Raw genomic sequence first — 20,101 nt, forward strand, 5'->3', positions numbered from 1 at the left:
TCGGGCAGAATCGGGGGCTATTAACCTATTTGTGGAGAGGGTTAATCTGGATCAGGGTGCCGCTCACCAAGTTGATTTAGAGTAAGCATCTCGTCGCCTCGGAGTTGTCATGCCCTCATTTGGTCCCTTGCTGATTGATCGCCTGTTTTGGCCCTTGTTGCTGTTGACCCTGCTGGGGATAGCACTGTTCGAGTATGGGCCAGAGCGGGAGCTGAACGTGCTGACCAGGGATCGGCTGGTCATCAGCGCCCTGGACGATGGTATCCACAAGGGAAGCTCCAGAGCCAGGCTGCTGCCCGGCGAACAGCCCGGGATAGATTGCGATCTGCGCGACAGCTACCGTCACCCCTTTTGCGAGATCATTTTTACCCTGAGCGAAGCTGAGCAGGGGCTGGACTTGTCCGGTTTCAGCCGCATGACGCTGGCCATCAGCGTCGATGGCCCCACGCCTCAGGAGTGGCGCATTTATCTGCGCAACTACGATCCCAGCTACTCCAGACCAGACGATCCCGTCTCCCACAAGGTCAATGAGGTACTGTTTCGCAACCACAAGCCCGAGTTGCACCTGGAGATCCCGCTCAAGGTATTCAGCCCCGCCACCTGGTGGATCCAGGATTATCGCATTCCTCTGCTGCAGCAGGGCCCCGATCTGAGCCGGATATTTGCTGTCGAATTGGCCAGCGGCGCCGAGATGCCCATGGGGAAGTACAGACTCAGGGTCGAGAAACTCAGTTTCTATGGCCCCTGGCTGGCGGTGGGCCTCTTCTATCGTGGTCTGCTCGCTTTCTGGCTGGGTTACGGCTTGCTGGTTTTCCTGATGCAGCACCTGTTGCTGCGCGACAAGCTGCGGCGGGCCCGTGCGGCCTGGCTGCAGGCCGAGCAGCGCAACCAGACCCTGTCTGAACAGAGCCGCCGTTCCGAGATGGAGGCGCGTTATGATCCCCTGACCGGCGCCCTCAACCGCCTCGGTGGTCAGACCCTGCTCAGTGAGTTGGGCGACATGCCGCTGAGTGTCATCTATCTGGATCTCGATCACTTTAAACGCGTCAACGACAACCATGGCCACGCCATCGGCGATGAGGTGCTCAAGCATCTGGTCAGCGAGGTACTGGTCTGTTGCGATAGTCTGTGTCGGTTGATCCGCTGGGGCGGGGAGGAGTTCATCCTGATCTGCCTGCACTACGAAGAGGCGCGGGCACACACGTTGGCCGAGCGGATCCGCCTCGCCCTGGCTGCATATGATAACTGGCCTGCATCCTTGAGCATCACCGCCTCTTTCGGGGTAGCTGAGCGTCGGGGCGACCCCTTGGAGCAGGCGCTGGTGAGAGCCGATGATGCGCTTTATCGGGCCAAGGAGAGGGGGCGCAACCGCGTGGAGGTGGGTTAGCCTGCAAAACAGCGTGCGATGATGGACGTCCCCGACACCGCCTCTTGAGGTGGCTTGCCTGCCATGGGGACCCGTATTGCGCGCAAGGCGCGAGCCAAGGGGGAGCGACTTTGTGCTATCTTGGCGCCCATCATCTGCCTTCGGAATAACAGCTGTCATGAGTATCATTTTGGGGATAGATCCCGGCTCGCGGATCACGGGCTACGGTGTGCTTCGTATCGTCGCCGGCAAGGCAGAATATCTGGGGTCGGGCTGCATTCGCACCGACTGTGGCGAGTTGCCAGAGCGTCTCAAACAAGTCTATGACGGCGTCTGCGAGATCATCACCCAGTTCAAGCCGGACGAATTTGCCATAGAGCGGGTCTTCATGGCGCGCAACCCTGACTCCGCCCTCAAGCTGGGCCAGGCTCGTGGCAGCGCCATTGTCGCAGCGGTCAATGCCTATCTGCCGGTGAGCGAGTATTCGGCCACTCAGATCAAGCAGGCCGTGGTGGGTACCGGGGGCGCCGCCAAGGAGCAGGTGCAGCATATGGTGACTCATCTGCTCAAGCTCTCCGCCACCCCACAGGCCGATGCGGCCGATGCCCTGGGCGTTGCCCTCTGCCACTTCCATACCCGCCAGAGCCTGATCAAGATGGCCGGCCGGGTATCGGGCGCCGCCCGTGGCCGCTATCGCTGATAAAAATTGCCGGATGCAGGGTGACACGGCCAGGAGCCTTCCTGATCCCGTCTCGGATGTATTTTTGTTGCGCAATGACGCCAAAATTTGTCGTACCCCTTTGGCGCCATCTGTTAAGCCCTTCTTCTATATAGGGATATCTTGCTGAAAGAACAATAACTTGTGATGGCTGTCACGTTTTTGCCGGAAAAGTTGCCCCTCGTCATCCGCCTTCATATCCCGATAATACACTTGCTGTGATGGCAGGCTCTTGTGAGGCTTCTGTCATAGAAGACATTGATCAATCAGGAGAATTATCGTGAGACCTTATGCAGCAGAGTTTTTGGGCACCTTTTGGCTGGTGCTGGGCGGTTGTGGCAGTGCCGTGTTGGCGGCGGCCTTTCCGGAGGTAGGCATCGGTCTGCTCGGGGTTTCCCTGGCATTTGGTCTGACCGTGTTGACCATGGCCTTTGCCATTGGCCACATCTCGGGTTGCCATCTCAACCCGGCCGTGACCATGGGCCTGTGGGCCGGTGGTCGCTTCCCGGCGAGCGGTGTGTTGCCTTACATAGTGGCGCAGGTGCTGGGTGGGATAGCCGCGGGTGCCGTGCTGTTCGTCATCGCCAGCGGTCAAGCCGGTTTCGATGTGAGTGCCGGTTTTGCTTCCAACGGTTTTGGCGAGCACTCCCCCGGTGGTTACTCCATGCTGGCGGCCCTGGTATGTGAAGTGGTGATGACCGCTTTCTTCCTGTTCGTCATCATGGGGGCGACCGACAGCCGCGCGCCGGCGGGCTTTGCCCCCATCGCCATCGGCCTCTGTCTGACCCTCATCCACCTGATCAGCATCCCGGTGACCAATACCTCGGTCAACCCGGCACGCAGTACCGGTGTGGCGCTGTTTGTGGGTGACTGGGCGGTGAGTCAGCTGTGGCTCTTCTGGGTTGCCCCCATAGTGGGCGGTATCCTGGGCGCTCTGGCCTACCGCATGGTGGCGACTGAGCAGAAATAATCTGCTCCTGTGTATCGAAAAAAACACGCCGCCTGGCGTGTTTTTTGTTTCAGGAACAGGCTCGCTGGCGTGTCAGAGCCCCTTTGCCTTCAGCATGGTGAGATAGCGCTGATGGAGTAGTTGGACCCGGTTGACATAGGCCCGGGTCTCGGCATAAGGGGGGATGCCACCATATTTCTGCACGGCGCCGGCACCGGCGTTGTAAGCGGCGCTGGCCAGGGCCACATCCCCTTTGTATTGCTTGAGCAGGCCCGAGAGATACTTGACCCCGCCAAAGATGTTTTGTTCCGCCAGCAGGGGGTCACCGACTCCTAGTTCCCGCGCGGTGGCAGGCATCAGCTGGGTGAGGCCCATGGCCCCCTTGCGCGAGACGGCGACTGGGTTGAAGGCCGACTCTGCGTGGATCAGGGCCCGGATCAGGGCGGGATCGACCTCATAGGTGTGTGCCGCGGCCTGTATGGTGCTGGCATAGTCGTAGAGGAAGAGACCGGTGGTATTCCAGTTGACCCTGGATTTGGGATCACAGGCGAAACAGTCGTTGAACAGCAGCACCTCAAAGTGCCCCTGTTCCGGCTTGATGTCCGAGTAACGGATCACGCCATTGCTCTGCTGGGATTTGTAGACCTGGAACTGTTTGCTGGCAGCGGGTTTCTGAGGGGAGACGCTCAACATCACCACCTCGGCCGGGGGCGGGGACTGAGCCCAGGCGGGCAGACTGGTGCCGAGTAAAATCGTGAGCAACATCCTTGTGTTCACTGTGGTACTCCTTGCATCGATGCCCGTTGAGTAAAGCATTCAGCCCCCGGAAGGACAAGGGCTATCCAGGAAGAGGCGCCTTGTAAAAGGGATTGGCCACAACAAAAAAGTGTCTGAATGACCTTGCCGGTGCTTATTCACAAAGCGCGCAGTGCTCGCTGTTTTGTCGTCTTGCCCCGTGTTATCTTCTCCGGCTGGCTGGTCTAATCAGATCGGCCGAGTGGGCGCCAAAGGCGACAAGCGGATAGGGGAGCGTGTTTTGATGGATGGCCGAGCCATGGAGCTCACTTTCGAAGAGTATTGTGATGCGGATCTTTCCCTGATCAGGGACTATTACGAAACCACATTCTCCTATTACGTGCCGGACTTGAGCGAGCGGGTCTTCGTGGTACGCGATGCTCACTGGCTGGTCGGCGCCGTGCGGCTGCGTGAAGACGAAGAGTATTACCATCTGTGCGGGTTTCGCCTGCTCCCCCATTATCAGTCTCTGGGGCTGGGTTCCCGGCTGTTGCAGCTGGCTTGCCAGGACCTGATCAGCAAGCCCATCATCTGCCAGGCCCTGCCATTCGAGCAGCCCTTCTATCACAAGGTGGGCTTCGTCGACCTGGCATTGGAGGAGCTCAAGGGGCCCCTCCATAGCCATTTCATCAAGCAGCACCAGCAGGGCTACCAGATAGAACTGCTGATCCGCTATCCCGGTGAGTATGCCGTGGCGTTATGAGCCCTTGGTCAGCAGATGTATGGTGCCCGGGGTCAGCTCCAGGCCGATGAGATTCTCCTTGAGCCAGAGCTGCTGCGGATCCTTGTCGTCGAGTCGATAGACGGGTTGGGTCTCGAGCCGCTTCTCCATGCTCTTGAGCAGCATGTTGAGCATGAACCCGAACTTCTGCTCCGCCTCAAGGGGCTCCAGCTTGTACTCGATCAGCTTCATGTTATCCAGAAACAGGGCGCCCTGTGTCTTGTCATAGCGGGGTCTGGCCTCATAGGTCATGGAGACACGGGCATCGTAGTTGGTGCTGTCAGGCAGGGTGATGTTGAGCTTTCCCTTGCCAAAGACCCGGGCGGTGTCCGGGCTCTGGCGCCCTATCTGGACGTCGCTCTGTTCCAGCTGGACATGCGCCTTGATGATACCGGGCAATTCCAGCTGCTTGTCGACCTGAACCTGGGATTGCAGATATTGATTGATCTGCTGTTCATTGATGTCATATGAGCCTTGCCCTAACATGGCCAGGCTGAGCAACATAGTGTGCAGGATCATGCTTGTGTCCTGATTGAATGGGATTGGCCCGACAGCATATCATCCCAGCTCGGCGGGATCTCCTGGCCGCCCTCATCCCATGTCCAAAGGAGTTCCCGTGTTCAACACTCTGGAATATGACATTCATCTGCTGTTCTCCCGCTTCCTGGGCCTGCTGCTGCTGCTGTTTCACACCGTCATCGTCGCCGGTGTCTCCCTGCGTGTGGTGATGAAGCGCCGCCCAATCGGGGTCTCCCTCGCCTGGCTCTCTCTCATCTACGCCATCCCCTTCGCCGGCGTCGGCTTCTATGTGCTGTTTGGCGAGGTGCGCCTCGGCAAGCGGCGTGCCGAGCGGGCTCAGGCCATGTATCGCCCTTACGCCAAGTGGATCCGCCAACTGGCCCGGCTCTTCCCGCAGCACCACTGCGAGGTGAGCGAGAAGGCTCAGCCCCTGCACGATCTTATCCAGGGGCGACTCGCCATGCCCATGCTCTCCGGCAACCGCATGGTGCTGCTCCACAAGCCGGACTGGATCTTGCGCGAGATCACCAAGGATATCCGTCAGTCCAGCCAATCTTGCTATCTGGAGTTCTACATCTGGCACCCTGGCGGCTGGGCGGACGAGGTGTGCGAGGCCCTGTGCGAGGTGGCGCAGCGCGGCGTGGATTGTCGTCTGCTGCTCGATTCCGTGGGAAGCAAGGCGTTCTTCCGCTCCCACTGGCCCAAGGTGCTGCGTCAGGCCGGGGTCAAGCTGGTCGAGGTGCTGCCGGTCGGTGCCTGGCGCATCCCCTTCCAGCGCCAGGACTTGCGCATGCATCGTAAGCTGGTGGTGATCGATGACAGGGTGGGTTACACGGGCTCCATGAACCTGGTGGATCCGCGTTTCTTCAAGCAGGATGCCGGCATAGGCCAGTGGGTCGACATCATGATCCGGGTGCAAGGGCCCATAGTGCCGCTGATGTGGTCCATCTTCGTCTGGGATTGGGAGGTGGAGACCGGGGAACGGCTGCTCGACAGCCTGCAGCACGAACCCGAATCCTGGCCGCAAAACAACTATCGTGCCCAGCTGATCCCGTCCGGCCCCTTCGTCGGCGGTGACTGCATCCAGCAGAGCCTGCTGCTCGCCATCTACCAGGCCCGCAGCCATCTGGTGCTGACCACCCCCTATTTCGTACCCGACGATCCCCTTGCGGCCGCGCTCTCCTCGGCAGCGGCACGGGGCGTGCAGGTACAGCTGATCCTGCCCGATCGTAACGACTCCCTGATGGCGAACCATGCCTGCAATGCCTTCATGGAGGAGCTGCTGGAGGCCGGGGTGGAAGTGTATCGCTACGATGCCGGTCTGCTGCATACCAAGAGCGTGCTGGTCGATGATGACTTCGCCCTGGTGGGCACGGTAAATCTCGACAGACGCAGCCTCTGGCTCAACTTCGAGGTCACCCTGCTGGTCGATAATGCCGAGTTTGTCGGCCAGCTGAGCAAGCTGGTCGAGGGCTACATGAAGGAGGCGACCCCCATGGTGCTGGCCGATTGGCGTGCCCGACCCTGGTACAAGCGGGCCATGGAGAACATTTTCTACCTGTTCAGCCCCTTGTTGTGAGCGTGAGAGGGCCTTGCCGCCGTGCAGCCAGCCCCGTAAAGTGCCTGCAAGCATGATTAAAATGGATGGTTTGATGAAAAAGTGGATCTGGGGCGTCGCAGGTGCGGCTCTGATTGGGGCTGGCCTTGGGGCCTGCTGGTATACGGGTAGTGAATTCGATCGCCAGTTGGCGCAGCAGATTATCAAGCTGCGCGAGCAGAGCGGGATCGAGCTGCAGTGGCAGCCGAGTCGCAGCAATCTGCTGCACCGCGACGGTGAGATGCGTCTGATCATCGGCCCCGAGGCACTGGCCCAGCTGGATGACGAGCTGAGCCATGGGGAGCCCATCATGCTGGCGTTCAAGGTTGAGGGGCTGATCCTGCCGCTCTATGTGAAGAGTCATTTGCTGCTCGATACCGAGCAGGGCTCCCTGGCTCCCCTGTTGGCGTCCCAGGGGCTCAAGGAGTGGCGACTGGAGCTCTCCAGCCTGACCAACCTGCTGACCCAGGGGAGTCAGAGCAAGCTCAACATCGCCGCCCTTAGCCTCAAGCATGAACAGGGAAAGATGACGTTTCAGCCGTTGCAGGCCGATTACAGCGGTGATCTGGTCGGCAATGGCCACATGACCCTCAACTGGGCTGGTATGAGTCTCCATGAAACCCAAAGCGGGGCGGATATGGTGCTGGCAGACCTGAAGGGGAGTGCCGAGCTGAGGGATGTCGATGGCAGTTGGCTCTCGCCCCAGAGTGACATGACCCTGGCCAGCTTCTCCTTGCAGCAGCCACAGGACGGGCTCCGCGTCTCGTTGCAACGGCTCACCAGTCACAGCAGACTGGAGGGGGAGGATGCACAGACTCTCTCCAATCGTTACCAGATCCAGTTGGCCGCCCTGGACATGGCCAACGACACGGACAGCCTGGCGCTGACCGATGCCAAACTCGATCTTGAGGTCAAGGGGCTGGATCTGGCGGGCTACCAGGCGCTGCAAGCGCTGAGTGCCGAGGGCAGCCTGGATCAGCAAGCCCTGTTGGCCGCCCTGGATCAGGTGCTGGGCCGTGGTTTGACCCTGACCCTGACTGATCTCAGCTCGCGGCTCAATGGCGAGCCCGCCTCGCTCACGGGGGAGCTGATCCTGGCGTCGACCACCCTGGCCAACCTGGCAGGTGAGGAAGATGGCATGAAGGCGCTCTCTGGCCTGTTCCAGCTCAATCTGAGCGAAGGGATGGGGGAGGCTGTGCCCCAGCTGGCACCCATGCTGTTGCAGCTCCAACAACTGGGTTATCTCAAGGTGCAGCAGAGCAACCTCAAGGCAGAATTGAAGCTGCAAGAGGGCAAGCTCACGGTCAATGAGCTGCCGCTCTGAGGGGGTAACCCCGCCGAGGCGACTTGACCTGATGGCGTCGCCACGGCCATTCAGCTATGCAGTCTATCGATGGTTTAGCATAGAGATATGCAGCATTGCGATGGTTGGCCATCATGGCGCCGGGTAAACGAAAGGTGTGATGGGGGAAGGGTGAGCAAAATAGGGTTGGGCGGCAGTTGTCACTGGTGTACCGAGGCGGTATTTCGCTCGCTGCGCGGCGTAGCGGATGTGGAGCAGGGCTGGCTGGCCGCGCAGGATGCTGACGCCGTGCAAGGGATCGAGACGGATGCCCCCGCCAGCAGCACAGTCAATGGCGCCCTGGTTGCCGCCGGATTCAACGAGGGGGTGATAGTCCACTTCGATGAGTCCTGCCTGCCGCTGGCGCTGCTGGTCGAGATCCATCTCCACAGTCACAGTGCCACCAACTCACATGCCCTGCGCCATCGCTATCGCTCCGCCCTCTACTGCTTCGATGAGGTGCAACGCCACCGGGTGGCCGAGATGCTCACGGATCTGCAGTCGCACTTTAGCGAACCCCTGCTGACCGAGGCGCTGCGCTATCGTGACTTCTCGCCATCCCGCCCCGGGATCCGCGATTACTACTATCGTCAGCCGGACAAGCCCTTTTGCCAGATCAGCATCCAGCCCAAGTTGCGGGCCCTGCTCGCCGATTATGGTGACTGGGTCGATGCGGCCCAGCGGCGCACCATCCTGGAGGCAGAGACAGAACTGGCCCCACAGTCGGGCGAAGGGGTTATCCGTGCTGACCATAGGTGATGACGGCGTGACATCAGGAGAGCAGAGCGCTGAGTGGGGGTTCCCACCCGCCTGTCGATAACAAAAAAGGCCCCGCGGGGCCTTTTTGCATGGCGCTGTTACTTGAACACCACCGTCTTGTTGCCATAGACGAAGACCCGCTCGTTGAGCACCAGCTCCAGGGCGCGGCTTAGCACGGATTTTTCCACGTCCCGGCCCGCCTTGGCCATGCCCTCGGCACTGAAGGTGTGGCCCACGTGGATCACATCCTGCTCGACGATGGGGCCTTCATCCAGATCGTCGGTGACGAAGTGGGCGGTGGCGCCGATGAGCTTCACCCCGCGATCGAATGCCTGGCGGTAGGGGCGCGCCCCGATGAAGGCGGGCAGGAAGGAGTGGTGGATGTTGAGGATCTTGCGCGGATAGGCTTCGACGAAGCTGGGGGTCAGCACCCGCATGTACTTGGCCAGGATCACGTAGTCCGGCTGATAGCCGTCTATGATGGCGCGCACCTGCTCTTCGTGCTCGGTGCGGCTCAGATCTTCATGGCTGACGGTATGGAAGGGGATATCGAATTTGCCCGTCAATTCCGCCAGGGTGTCGTAGTTGCCGATCACCGCCACTATGTCCATGTCCAGGGCGCCCGCATAGTTCTTCATCAGAATGTCCCCGAGGCAGTGGGTCTCCTTGGTCACCAATATGACGATCCGCTTCTTGCCCGCCTTGACCAGGCGACGCAGGGCGCCAGCGGGCAGAGCATCATCGAGATCCGCCAGCAGGGTCTCGTCATTGAAACGCCCCTCCAGCTCGGTGCGCATGAAGAAGCGGCCGTTCTCGTGATCGACGAACTCGTCGTTCTTGTTGATGTTGAGCTGGTGCTTGTAGCAGATGTTGGTGATCTTGGCGATGAGGCCCTTGGCGTCCTGGCAATCCGTGAGCAGTATTTTCTTTTCCATGTCTGTCATCATTTCCGTAGTGTGGTGGCCATCCGGGCGGAGCAGTGTATCCGCCGGACTCGCTGGTTAGGCACTGCCTTTGCGGCACAGTTTTTGAGGCACTATGCCATAAAGGAAAAGCCCAAGCACAGCCCGGGCGTCAAATCTCGACAGCTTGCGGTTTTTAGGCCCGCATGCTGGCATCGCGGGACAAATTTCTTTAGTCTGTCTGCGCTTATTCTCAGGGCGGGGCGAAATTCCCCACCGGCGGTATCCCGATTGACTCGGGGAGCCCGCGAGCGCCCGACTCGTCGTCGGGGTCAGCAGATCCGGTGAGATGCCGGAGCCGACGGTCATAGTCCGGATGAAAGAGGATAAGACAGCGTGTTCCACGCGTGGCCCTTTCGGGTGGCCGCCGCATGCCTCTCTCTGTCTGCTCCATGCCCTGATTCTGGTACTTGTGAAGTTAACGGAGTCTTACCATGAATCAGTCTTTACTCAGTGAATTTGGTCATCCCATCGAAAGAGTCGAAGCGGCTCTGGCATCCCTGCGCGCCGGTCGCGGCGTACTGGTTGCCGACGATGAGGACAGGGAAAATGAAGGGGATCTCATCTTCGCGGCGCAGTCCATGACCAACGCCCAAATGGCCATGATGATCCGCGAGTGTTCCGGCATCGTCTGCCTCTGCCTGCCGGAGGATAGAGTGCGTCAGCTCGAGCTGCCCATGATGGTGGAGGCCAACTCCAGTCAATACCAGACCGCCTTCACCGTCACCATAGAGGCGGCCCAGGGGGTCACCACCGGGGTCTCCGCCGCCGATCGCATCACCACTATCAGAGCCGCCATCGCCGATGGCGCCAAGCCGTCCGATCTCAACCACCCAGGTCACGTCTTCCCGCTGCGGGCTCGCAATGGTGGTGTCATGAGCCGTCGGGGTCATACCGAGGCGACCGTGGATCTGATGCAGCTGGCAGGACTCAAACCGTTCGGAGTGCTGTGCGAAGTGACCAACGAAGATGGCACCATGGCGCGTCTGCCGGATCTGGTGGCTTTTGGTCGCCAGCATCAGTTGCCGGTGCTGACCATAGAAGATCTGGTGCTGTATCGTCAGATGTTGACAGAGCATTCGGCCTAAGTTCCATACGAAATTGTAATAAGGGCATTTTTTGGTTACGCTTTGTCCGAACCTCATCACTGAGGCCCCATTTTGTTTGAAATTTGCGCAAGTCGTGCAAATGGAAAAAAAAATGAGGGTTTTAATGCATTTATCTGTGATGAGGCCTATCCAAAGTAAGAATTTTTTGTGCCATAATCACGCCGCTTGCTAAACGTCTGGCGAGCTCAAGGGAGCTTTAAAAATGAAAAAATTGTTGTTGGTAGGTGTTGTTGGTCTGTCTGCCCTGCTGGGCGGTTGTGCTAACACCAGCGAACTGGAAACCTCCGTACAGAACCTGTCTAACAAAGTTGACCAACTGGCTCAAGATGTTAGCGCTGTTCGTGCTGATCAATCCAAAATGGCCGCTGATGTTGCTCAAGCCAACCAAGAAGCCATGCGCGCTAACCAGCGTCTGGACAACATGGCTACTTCCTACAAGAAGTAATTCATGCGAAAAAATGGCGCAGTCTCTGCGCCATTTTTTTTTGCCAAAAATTTGGCTTTTCCTTGCCAGGTCCCGCCAGTTACCCCCCTCTTTTCTTGTTTTCCCGACAGTATCTGTTTCTCTGATCTCATTGATAAAAAAGAGCCATGCCCTTCGGCATAGCCCTCTCCTCTCATCGTACCAGTAAGACTCAATAGAGCAGGCTGTAGAGCTTGCGTCTGAAACCGGCCACCGCCGGGTGAGCCCCCATGGTCGCCAGGATATCGAGATAGGTCTTTCTCGCGTCACCGAAGCCGAGATCCCGCTGCAACACGGTCAGCAATAGGGTGAGGGCCTCCTCCTGACGTCCCGCCTGGTGGTAGAGCACGGCCAGCTCCTGAGCCAGGGCGAAATCGTCAGGGGCCTGCTGATAACGGGCCTCCAGAGCACGCAGCTCCGGGCTGTCAGCGGCTTGTTGCGCCAGTGCCAGACGCGAGCAGAGGGTGTGATAGTGATCATCTTGGGCTGCCATGGGAACTTGAGTGAGCCGCTGCGCCGCTTCGTCGAGGCGATTGAGGTCGAGGGCTGCCTGGATGAGCCAGAGATGGATATCGTGGCGATCCCCTGCCAGCTGATGGGCTTTGGCGAGATCGGCATAGCCCTCATCGGCCTGCCCTTCGGCGAGGGCTTGCTGTCCTCGCTTGAGCAGCTCTTCCTCTTCCTTGGGAGAGAAGGCGGCGAAATAGGTGCGCAGGGTCTGTTCATCTTGCGGACCCTCCAGCATGGCTTGCTCATCCGGTTGTCCCTGGTGGAAGAGCACCAGCGCGGGCAGGGCACGCAGGCCAAGCTGACCGGCCAGCGGTTGCAGCTGGGGATCGTTCATGTCCACCTTGGCCAGGGTGACCTGCGGGTTGTTCTCACCCACCAGCTGTTCGATGAGGGGCGTCATCCCTTGGCATTCCGGCATCTGCGGCGCATAGAAATAGATGACGACCGGTTTTTGCATGGAGGCATCGAGCAACTCGAGCTGGAAATTCTGGGGATGGATGTCAACGATCATGAGGCTGGCTCTTGGCTAGGGGTTTTTATCAAGATGGGGTTCTCCTGTCATGATTTCAAGGTATTCATCGAGTTGATGCAGATGCACCTCACCCTCTCCTCCCGCCAGGCTGAGCCAGCCTCCCTGCCAGGGCCAGTCACAGACTCGATAAGGGATCCCATCCAGATGATTGAGCAGGCGCCAGTCTTCATCGGGCACAAACTCCACCTTCTCCAATCCGGCGGCGATGCCACCGCCATGGGCCTTGAGCACGGCCTCTTTGCGTGACCAGAGTCGATAGAAGCTGGATCTCTGCTGCGCGCTCGGCAATCCTGCCAGGTGTTGATACTCGGCGGCGGTAAAGAAGCGTTGGGCGAGGGGGAGGGGGGCGCGGGGTCTGCGTCCGAGTTCGAGATCGACCCCCAGAGGCCCCCGGGTACCGATGGCAATGACCAGCCAGTCGCCGCTGTGGCTCAGATTGAAATGACAGGAATCTGACTCAGGACCGGCGAGGGTCGGTTTGCCATGGGGACCACTACAAAACTGCAGATTTTGCGGGTCCTGACCAAGACGGGCCCCCAATAACCGATTAATTGTGGCTCGACTGATCAGGAACTCCTGGCGGCGATGGGGCTGTGTTATCTGCTGCCATTGCCGGTGCTGGGCTGGATTGAGCAGGTGCTCCAAGCCTGACAGCGGGTCTTCGGCCACCTTGGCAGAATTTAACAAAAATAGATCCGTGGTTATCATCATTATTCACTTCAAAATATCGATAAAACAGGGATAAATAGCACTCTGCAGCGGCACCGCAGCGGCTTGCCTATGGGGTATCTTGTGGGTCAATCTTCACATTAATGATGAAAAATAACGCATTTTCTTGCAAAACTGTGAACTTGATAGGGATTTTCACTTGCCTCGATAGGATTCTTGGATATAGTCGAGGGCTGTTGCATTTCATAATTTGCCTGCCAAAGGCCGTATTTTAACAACTTTTAACAAATTTGCGGGGATAAAGGATTGCGTTACCTGATGCTACTGCTGGTCTCACTCGGCATGGTGGGTTGTGCCTCGGCACCCCAACCCGATGTCGCTAGTAAGATCGAGGTCTCCATGATGGAGCCCGTGGTTGAACCGGAAGTCAACCAAACACCTGACGTAAACGAAATTCTGACCGTATTCAAAGAGTGGCGTGGTACCCCCTACCGTTTCGGTGGTACCAGTGAACGCGGCATAGATTGCTCCGCTTTCGCCCGTGAAGTGTATCGCAACGCAGTGGGCATAGAGTTGCCCCGCGATACCCGCTCCCAGGTGCACGAAGGCACCAGGGTCTCCAAGCAGGAACTGGTTGAAGGTGACCTGGTATTCTTCAAGATCAGCTCCCGTCTCAATCATGTGGGCATCTATGTGGGCAACGGCGAGTTCATTCACGCCTCGACCCGAGCCGGTGTGACACGCTCCCGGTTGGACAATCAGTACTGGCGCAATAAGTTCTGGCAAGCGCGCCGCATCGAGATTTAAGAGCCAGGCTGGACAAACCGTTCGCAGTACGGACAGTTTCTCCAACCTCACTCAAACCGGGTCCTGGCTGCCCGGTTTTTTATGGCCATCATTTAGACTTTTGCGGGCCGACTCTCTATAGTGTGGGCCCGCTTTTCGCCAGGATTGACCAGGCTCCAGATGACTAGGCCCCCAATGACCAGAGAGACAACCACCAAAGCCGGATTGCATCCCCGCAATCGCCATCATGCTCCCTATGATCTGGCGGCTCTCTGCCTGCGCACTCCCGAACTGACCCCTTTCGTGTTTACCAACGACCATGGTACTCGCACCCTGGATTTTGCCGACCCCGCCGCCGTCAAGGCGCTCAACAAGGGGCTGCTGGCGTTGCATTACGGCATACGCCACTGGGATCTGCCCGCAGGTTACCTCTGCCCGCCGATCCCGGGACGGGTCGACTACCTGCACCATGTGGCCGACCTCATCAGCGAGGGGGAAGCGGCGCCGCGGACCGGCAAGGGGGTGAGGGTGCTCGATATCGGTGTTGGCGCCAACTGCATTTATCCGTTGCTGGGCTGTCGCGAGTATGGCTGGCGCTTCGTTGGGGCCGACATCGATCCCGTGTCGGTCAAGGCGGCCAACTTGTTGGCGCTCAGCAATGGTCTGGGCAAGCAGATCGAGTGCCGATTGCAGACGGATGCTCGCCGGATGTTTCACGGCATCATAGGGCCCGGGGAGCGCTTCACCCTGACCCTGTGCAACCCGCCGTTTCACGGCTCCCTGGCAGAGGCCAGTGAGGGTACCCGCCGCAAACTGCGTAACCTGGGCAAGGGCGAGGTTGGCAGCGAGGCTCCTGTGCTCAATTTCGGCGGTCAGAAGGCCGAGCTTTGGTGTGATGGGGGCGAAGCGGCCTTCCTCGCGTCCCTGATCCGGGAGAGCCGGGACTTTGCCGGTCAATGTCTCTGGTTCAGCTCGCTGGTCTCGAAAAAAGAGAACCTGGCGGCGGCCAAGCAGGCAATCACCCAGGCAGGCGCCAAGCGGCAGCAGGTGATCGAGATGAGCCTGGGTAACAAACAGAGCCGGATCCTGGCCTGGAGCTTCCAGAGCGACAATCGCTGGTCCGACTGAGCTGAGTGCGCAGGAGAGCCCCTGTGGCGCGTCGTGCTGCATGGCGACGCTGAAGCCGACACCTCTGGCCGGGAGGCTGATACTCTTCACAGGCCCGCTCCCAGAGCCTCAGCGTCCCGGCTCTGGGGCAGAGGCGGATTGACCACTTTCCTCCTCGCCCCTTCCCCCCTTGTCGAGTAATGACCTTGACCTGATGCCCACGGCGTGATCGGGCCGATCCCCGCGCAATGACAAACCCCTGACGCTCCCCGGCAGGGGTGTTGGTCGTCATGTTTTTCGTCAGATGAGGCGATGCTATTGCCTTGATGAGGCACTTTGGCCATTTCAGGCTGCGCTATCTGGGCAAGGGACCCGAAAGCAGATAATCGTTTTTCCGCAGGACTGGCGCGGCCTGGGAAGCTCATGTGAGTGGTCACTCTCGCCGCCGGTACAGTTGTACGCCGAGATTTTTTTGCACTTGCAGCTGAAACTTTCATAAAATAGGACTGGTTAGACCTGTTCGTTGGTTAATTAGAGATAGGGATTGGTTAATGAAAGTGGTCGATTTTCTGAAGCGAAAGCGCGAAATCTTGGCGCAACACCCCTTTGAGCTCAAGGATTGGCTCTCGCCGGCTATCCGTGACTACTGGCGTGAGTTTCAGCAGAAGGCGCACCTTCACCCCTTGCTGGGGCGGGTGCTCGACGCCCATGGCCAACCCGTTGTCGAGGTGGAACAACAGTCCCAGCAACGTCAGGTCGTGAACGGTCAGGGCATGGCACAGCCCGCGCCGGCGATTGCCCTCGAAGGGGAAGCGGCCTTGGTCTTCGACCGCTTGCAGGCCCAGCTCGGCGAGGAGACCCATGTCGGTGACTGGCTCCACATCAGCCAAGATATGGTGAATCAGTTTGCCGCCGTCACTGGCGATCACCAGTGGATACACACGGACCCGGATCGCGCCGCCGCCGAATCGCCATTCAAGAGCACCATAGCCCACGGTTTTCTGACCCTGGCGCTCTTGCCAAGATTGACAGGGTCGGTGGATGAGGAGAACCCCGAGTTCCCCACGGCGCGCATGGTGGTCAACTTTGGTCTGGATCAGGTGCGTTTTCCCTATCCCATCAAGGTGGGCAGCAATGTGCGCGCCCGCACCAAGCTCATTCGAGTGACTCCCATCAAGGGCGGACTGGAACTGCTCAAGGAGATCAAGGTGGAGATAGAGGGCGTGCGTCGCCCCGGCTGCGTCATCGAGTCTGTCGCCCGCCTCTATTTCTGACCTCCGCTGTCAGGGCCAAGGATTGATAACGCACTATTAATGCCTGGGTAGCGACAGGCATAATGACAGGGCCGCCCGGCCCTGTTTTGCTATCTGGCCGCCGGACCTCCCACACTCATTGAGCCTCATGCTCACAAGGAATTCCCCATGGCTTCTCACCTTGGCGCCCTCACCCTGCTGGTCGCGGACTATGATGCCGCCATCGCTTTTTTCACCCAGAGCCTCGGCTTCACCCTGCTCGAAGACACGCTGCTCGACGAGCCTGGCAAACCGGGCAAGCGCTGGGTCATGGTCGCCCCGTCCACCCAGCCTGGCTGCGCCCTGCTGTTGGCACAGGCCGCCAATGCCGAGCAGGCGTCCCATATCGGCAAACAAGGGGGTGGGCGGGTCTTTTTGTTCCTGGAGACTCAAGATTTCTGGGGTGACTATGAGCGGATGCGCGCCGCCGGTGTCCACTTTTGTGAACAGCCGCGGCAGGAGAGTTACGGCACTGTCGTGGTGTTTGAGGACATCAGTGGCAACCGTTGGGACCTTCTGGCGCGTGGTGCTGACAGTCGCAACTGAAAACGTTTATTCTCCTTGCTGTCATAAAGTCATAAAAGTGTCATACAAAATTCTAATAATTGGCGCACCAATCTTCATGAGGAGAGAGAAGGGATATGGCAAAGCGAATACTGGTGGTCGAGGATGAGGCACCGATCCGCGAAATGCTCTGTTTTGTACTGGAACAGAAAGGATACGAAGCGATAGAGGCGGCGGACTTCGCCGAGGGGCTGGCCAAGGTGTGCGAACCTTACCCTGAACTGATCCTGCTGGATTGGATGATGCCGGGGGGCAGCGGTATCCAGTTCCTCAAGCAACTCAAGCAAGATGAGATGACTCGCCAGATCCCGGTGGTCATGCTGACTGCCCGGGGTGAGGAAGAGGACAAGGTGCGCGGCCTGGAGGCCGGTGCCGATGACTACATTACCAAACCCTTCTCTCCCAAGGAGCTGACCGCTCGCCTCCATGCCGTGATGCGTCGTGTGTCGCCCACCTCGGTGGACGAGGTCATCGAGGTACAGGGCTTGAAGCTGGATCCGGTCTCCCACCGGGTCAGTGCCGAAGACAGGGCGCTGGACATGGGACCGACCGAATTCAAGCTGCTCCACTTCTTCATGACCCACCCTGAGCGGGTCTACAGCCGCGAGCAACTGCTCAACAACGTCTGGGGCACCAACGTCTATGTGGAAGACAGGACGGTGGATGTGCACATTCGCCGGCTGCGCAAGGCAGTCGAAGGCTCGGGCCACGACAGATTGATCCAGACGGTGCGCGGGGCAGGGTATCGCTTCTCCACCCGTCTCTAGAGGCAGCTATGTTGCAACCCTACGCCTGGCGGCGACAGTTGTGGCGAATGGCATTTTTCTACCTGCCCTTCGCCTTGTTTGGATGGTTGATGGAGTGCCTGGCCCTGAGTCTGCTGGCAGCCACCTGCCTGCATCTGGCGTGGCATTACCGTTTCCAGAAGCGGCTCTCTGACTGGCTGTGGCACGAACGCAGCCTGGTGCCGCCCAGCGGTAGCGGTAGCTGGGAGTACATTTTTAACGGTATCTACAAGCTGCAACAGCGTCATAGAGCACGGCGCCGGGAGCTGGCGGGGCTGATCCGCCGTTTCCGGGAAGGGGCCGAAGCGCTGCCCGATGCCGCCGTGGTGTTTCGTACCGATGGCAGCATCCTCTGGTGCAACCGGCTGGCCGAGCAGTTGCTCGGCTTTCGCTGGCCGGAGGATGCGGGCCAGCATATCGGCAACCTCATTCGCCAGCCCAGCTTCGTCAGCTACCTCAACAAGGGTGACTATGATGAGCCCTTCGAGATGCACTCCCCCATCAACGAGGAGAAGTTTCTCGAATTTCGCATCATGCCCTACGCCGAGGATCAGGCCATGTTGGTGGTGCGGGACGTGACCCGACTGCGCAGCCTGGAGAAGACCCGCAAACACTTCGTGGCCAACGTTTCCCATGAGTTGCGCACCCCGCTGACCGTGCTCAAGGGCTATCTGGAGATGACGGAAGAGCCGCCCCCTCCGGCCATGTGGGCCAAGGCGCACAAGGTCATGATGGAGCAGACGGTGCGCATGGATAATCTGGTGAACCAGCTGCTCACCCTGTCGCGCATCGAGGCGGCGCCGGACATCGATCTCTCCCACAGGGTCGACATGCCAGCCATGCTGTTCCTGCTTGAACAAGAGGCGCGGGCGCTCTCCGGCGAGCGATCCCATGTCATCGAGTTTCTGGTTCAGCCGGATCTCTGGCTGCTCGGTGATGAACATCAGTTGCGTAGCGCCGTCTCCAATCTGGTTTACAACGCGATCCACTACACGCCGCCCGGTCGCAAGATAGTGGTGGAGTGGCGCAGGCAGGGCTCCCAGGCGCTGTTTGCGGTGAGCGATGAGGGGGAGGGGATCACTCCGGATCATCTGACGCGGTTGACCGAGCGTTTCTATCGGGTCGACAAGGCGCGCTCGCGGCACACCGGCGGTTCCGGGCTTGGCCTTGCCATCGTCAAGCATGCCTTGAGTCATCACGACACTCACCTGGATATCGACAGCCGGGTCGGCATGGGCAGCCGATTCAGTTTCCTGATCCCGGCGCGCCTGGTGGTGGCAAAGCCTGCGATCGCAACGGCAAAATAGAACCCATTGATTGTCTTTTTGAGGTTCATGAAGGGTCGCAGCCGCGGCCCTTCATGTTTTCTGCTTATCTGGTGGTTTGTCATCAAAGCGTCATGAACAAGACATAAATTTGTCACTGCCAGGTCAGATACTGGCGCCGTCTTAAAGAACGGACCTTCTGTAATTTTGGAGAGATTGGATGAAACTCAACAAATTGGCTGCTGTTATCGGTGTGACTGCTGCAGTGGTGTTCTCTGCCAGCACAATGGCTTACGGCGTCGACAAAAATCTGCCTGAATACGCGCCGGTTAGCGGCATCTCCGGCAACTTGTCGTCCGTGGGTTCCGATACCCTGGCCAACATGATGACCCTGTGGGCCGAAGAATTTAAACGCGTCTATCCGAACGTCAACGTTCAGATCCAGGCCGCGGGTTCCTCCACAGCGCCCCCCGCCCTGACCGAAGGCACTTCCCAGTTCGGCCCCATGAGCCGCGCCATGAAGTCGGGTGAAGAGGAAGCATTCGAGAAGCGTTATGGTTACAAGCCGACCGCCATTCGCGTCGCTGTCGATGCCCTGGCCGTGTTCGTCAACAAGGACAACCCCATCAAGGGGCTGACCATGCAGCAGGTCGATGCCGTCTTCTCCAGCACCCTCAAGTGTGGCGAGAGCAAGGCCGCTACCCAATGGGCTGATCTGGGTCTGGATGGCAACTGGTCAGGCAAGGATTTGCAACTGTTTGGTCGCAACTCGGTATCCGGTACCTACGGTTACTTCAAGGAGCACGCCCTCTGTGATGGCGACTTCAAGAGCGGCGTGAACGAGCAGCCCGGTTCTGCCTCTGTGGTGCAGTCTGTGTCAGCGTCCCTCAACGGGATAGGTTATTCCGGTATCGGTTATGTCACCTCTGGTGTGCGTGCCGTGCCGCTGTCCAAGGATGGCAAGACCTTCGTCGAAGCCAACGCCGACAACGCCATCACCGGCAAGTATCCGCTGTCACGTTTCCTGTATCTGTACGTGAACAAGCACCCGAACAAGCCGCTGGCCCCGATGGAGCAGGAGTTTGTCAAACTCATCCTCTCCAAAGCCGGTCAGACCATCGTCGCCAAAGACGGCTATGTGCCTGTCCCGGCCAAGGTGGTCGAAGCGGACATGAAGAAGCTGGGCCTGATGTAATCCCACTTCCCGATAAAAAATGTCAAAAACGAGCCCAATCGGGCTCGTTTTTTTATGGGGGCAAAACAGGGCGGCCAAGCATAGTCACTTGCGCGC

At 59.0% G+C, this 20,101-nt stretch carries 21 protein-coding genes and 1 riboswitch; of the genes, 16 read left to right on the plus strand and 5 right to left on the minus strand.

The features are described 5' to 3' along the window. The first annotated feature begins 109 nt into the window (after window positions 1–109). From M2367_RS01595 to aqpZ, 3 genes are all read left to right on the plus strand, one after another. Complete coding sequence (locus tag M2367_RS01595) at window positions 110–1,387, plus strand: GGDEF domain-containing protein (RefSeq protein ID WP_259235578.1); 1,278 nt, start codon at window positions 110–112, stop codon at window positions 1,385–1,387. Between the two features lie 157 nt (window positions 1,388–1,544). Next, window positions 1,545–2,066, plus strand: a complete 522-nt coding sequence (gene ruvC / locus M2367_RS01600) for a crossover junction endodeoxyribonuclease RuvC (RefSeq protein ID WP_042040707.1) — start codon at window positions 1,545–1,547, stop codon at window positions 2,064–2,066. Window positions 2,067–2,364: 298 nt separating this feature from the next. After that, the gene (gene aqpZ, locus M2367_RS01605; RefSeq protein WP_224430996.1) at window positions 2,365–3,054 is read left to right on the plus strand and encodes an aquaporin Z; all 690 of its coding nucleotides are present in this window, start codon (window positions 2,365–2,367) and stop codon (window positions 3,052–3,054) included. Between the two features lie 72 nt (window positions 3,055–3,126). On the opposite strand, the gene M2367_RS01610 is transcribed toward aqpZ, so the two are convergent. Continuing rightward, window positions 3,127–3,798, minus strand: a complete 672-nt coding sequence (locus M2367_RS01610; RefSeq protein WP_259235834.1) for a lytic transglycosylase domain-containing protein — start codon at window positions 3,796–3,798, stop codon at window positions 3,127–3,129. A 289-nt stretch (window positions 3,799–4,087) separates the two neighbouring features. On the opposite strand from M2367_RS01610, the gene M2367_RS01615 reads away from it, so the two are divergent. Then, window positions 4,088–4,531 (plus strand): GNAT family N-acetyltransferase, encoded by a 444-nt coding sequence (locus M2367_RS01615; RefSeq protein ID WP_042040705.1) that lies wholly within the window; start codon window positions 4,088–4,090, stop codon window positions 4,529–4,531. Here the strand turns inward: M2367_RS01615 and M2367_RS01620 are convergent. Further along, the gene (locus M2367_RS01620; RefSeq protein ID WP_224430995.1) at window positions 4,526–5,068 is read right to left on the minus strand and encodes a DUF1439 domain-containing protein; all 543 of its coding nucleotides are present in this window, start codon (window positions 5,066–5,068) and stop codon (window positions 4,526–4,528) included. The two genes, M2367_RS01615 and M2367_RS01620, sit on opposite strands and share 6 nt — an antisense overlap. Before the next feature lie 97 nt (window positions 5,069–5,165). Between M2367_RS01620 and cls the strand changes: the two genes are divergently transcribed. The 3 genes from cls (at window position 5,166) to M2367_RS01635 (ending at window position 8,766) form a co-directional block, all read left to right on the plus strand. After that, window positions 5,166–6,647 carry a cardiolipin synthase gene (cls, locus tag M2367_RS01625; RefSeq protein ID WP_224430994.1) on the plus strand — a complete coding sequence of 494 codons (1,482 nt, stop codon included), beginning with the start codon at window positions 5,166–5,168 and terminating at the stop codon, window positions 6,645–6,647. 73 nt (window positions 6,648–6,720) lie between these two features. Next, a complete protein-coding gene (locus M2367_RS01630) occupies window positions 6,721–7,989 on the plus strand; it encodes a DUF945 family protein (protein ID WP_224430993.1) in 1,269 nt (422 codons plus the stop codon). A 150-nt stretch (window positions 7,990–8,139) separates the two neighbouring features. After that, window positions 8,140–8,766 carry a peptide-methionine (S)-S-oxide reductase gene (locus M2367_RS01635; RefSeq protein ID WP_259235580.1) on the plus strand — a complete coding sequence of 209 codons (627 nt, stop codon included), beginning with the start codon at window positions 8,140–8,142 and terminating at the stop codon, window positions 8,764–8,766. A 98-nt stretch (window positions 8,767–8,864) separates the two neighbouring features. Here the strand turns inward: M2367_RS01635 and purU are convergent, their stop codons facing one another. Further along, window positions 8,865–9,701 carry a formyltetrahydrofolate deformylase gene (purU, locus tag M2367_RS01640; protein ID WP_042040701.1) on the minus strand — a complete coding sequence of 279 codons (837 nt, stop codon included), beginning with the start codon at window positions 9,699–9,701 and terminating at the stop codon, window positions 8,865–8,867. A 212-nt stretch (window positions 9,702–9,913) separates the two neighbouring features. Continuing rightward, a riboswitch (FMN riboswitch) is annotated at window positions 9,914–10,060 on the plus strand. Window positions 10,061–10,162: 102 nt separating this feature from the next. Here purU and ribB point away from each other — a divergent pair. Continuing rightward, entirely contained in the window at window positions 10,163–10,816 is a 654-nt protein-coding gene (ribB, locus tag M2367_RS01645) for a 3,4-dihydroxy-2-butanone-4-phosphate synthase (RefSeq protein WP_224430991.1), read from the plus strand. Window positions 10,817–11,039: 223 nt separating this feature from the next. Next, a complete protein-coding gene (locus tag M2367_RS01650) occupies window positions 11,040–11,282 on the plus strand; it encodes an Lpp/OprI family alanine-zipper lipoprotein (RefSeq protein ID WP_005897212.1) in 243 nt (80 codons plus the stop codon). A gap of 190 nt (window positions 11,283–11,472) precedes the next feature. Here the strand turns inward: M2367_RS01650 and M2367_RS01655 are convergent, their stop codons facing one another. Both M2367_RS01655 and M2367_RS01660 read right to left on the minus strand, forming a co-directional pair. Beyond that, window positions 11,473–12,321: a tetratricopeptide repeat protein gene (locus tag M2367_RS01655; protein WP_259235581.1), complete on the minus strand. Its 849-nt coding sequence runs from the start codon at window positions 12,319–12,321 to the stop codon at window positions 11,473–11,475. Between the two features lie 15 nt (window positions 12,322–12,336). After that, window positions 12,337–13,029 (minus strand): 4'-phosphopantetheinyl transferase superfamily protein, encoded by a 693-nt coding sequence (locus M2367_RS01660; protein WP_224430989.1) that lies wholly within the window; start codon window positions 13,027–13,029, stop codon window positions 12,337–12,339. A gap of 300 nt (window positions 13,030–13,329) precedes the next feature. Between M2367_RS01660 and M2367_RS01665 the strand changes: the two genes are divergently transcribed. From M2367_RS01665 to M2367_RS01695, 7 genes are all read left to right on the plus strand, one after another. Further along, complete coding sequence (locus M2367_RS01665) at window positions 13,330–13,818, plus strand: C40 family peptidase (RefSeq protein WP_005897199.1); 489 nt, start codon at window positions 13,330–13,332, stop codon at window positions 13,816–13,818. A 174-nt stretch (window positions 13,819–13,992) separates the two neighbouring features. Further along, window positions 13,993–14,925, plus strand: a complete 933-nt coding sequence (gene rlmF / locus M2367_RS01670) for a 23S rRNA (adenine(1618)-N(6))-methyltransferase RlmF (protein WP_259235582.1) — start codon at window positions 13,993–13,995, stop codon at window positions 14,923–14,925. 530 nt (window positions 14,926–15,455) lie between these two features. Further along, entirely contained in the window at window positions 15,456–16,178 is a 723-nt protein-coding gene (locus M2367_RS01675) for a MaoC family dehydratase (protein ID WP_042040697.1), read from the plus strand. A 147-nt stretch (window positions 16,179–16,325) separates the two neighbouring features. After that, complete coding sequence (locus tag M2367_RS01680) at window positions 16,326–16,742, plus strand: VOC family protein (protein ID WP_259235583.1); 417 nt, start codon at window positions 16,326–16,328, stop codon at window positions 16,740–16,742. Window positions 16,743–16,837: 95 nt separating this feature from the next. Continuing rightward, window positions 16,838–17,527: a phosphate regulon transcriptional regulator PhoB gene (phoB, locus tag M2367_RS01685; RefSeq protein WP_042040695.1), complete on the plus strand. Its 690-nt coding sequence runs from the start codon at window positions 16,838–16,840 to the stop codon at window positions 17,525–17,527. A gap of 8 nt (window positions 17,528–17,535) precedes the next feature. Beyond that, window positions 17,536–18,852: a phosphate regulon sensor histidine kinase PhoR gene (phoR, locus tag M2367_RS01690; RefSeq protein ID WP_042040694.1), complete on the plus strand. Its 1,317-nt coding sequence runs from the start codon at window positions 17,536–17,538 to the stop codon at window positions 18,850–18,852. Window positions 18,853–19,030: 178 nt separating this feature from the next. After that, complete coding sequence (locus tag M2367_RS01695) at window positions 19,031–20,005, plus strand: PstS family phosphate ABC transporter substrate-binding protein (protein ID WP_224430985.1); 975 nt, start codon at window positions 19,031–19,033, stop codon at window positions 20,003–20,005. Window positions 20,006–20,101: the final 96 nt, after the last annotated feature.

The sequence above is a fragment of the Aeromonas sp. BIGb0445 genome, assembly GCF_024809075.1.
Classification (GTDB): Bacteria; Pseudomonadota; Gammaproteobacteria; order Enterobacterales; family Aeromonadaceae; genus Aeromonas; species Aeromonas rivuli.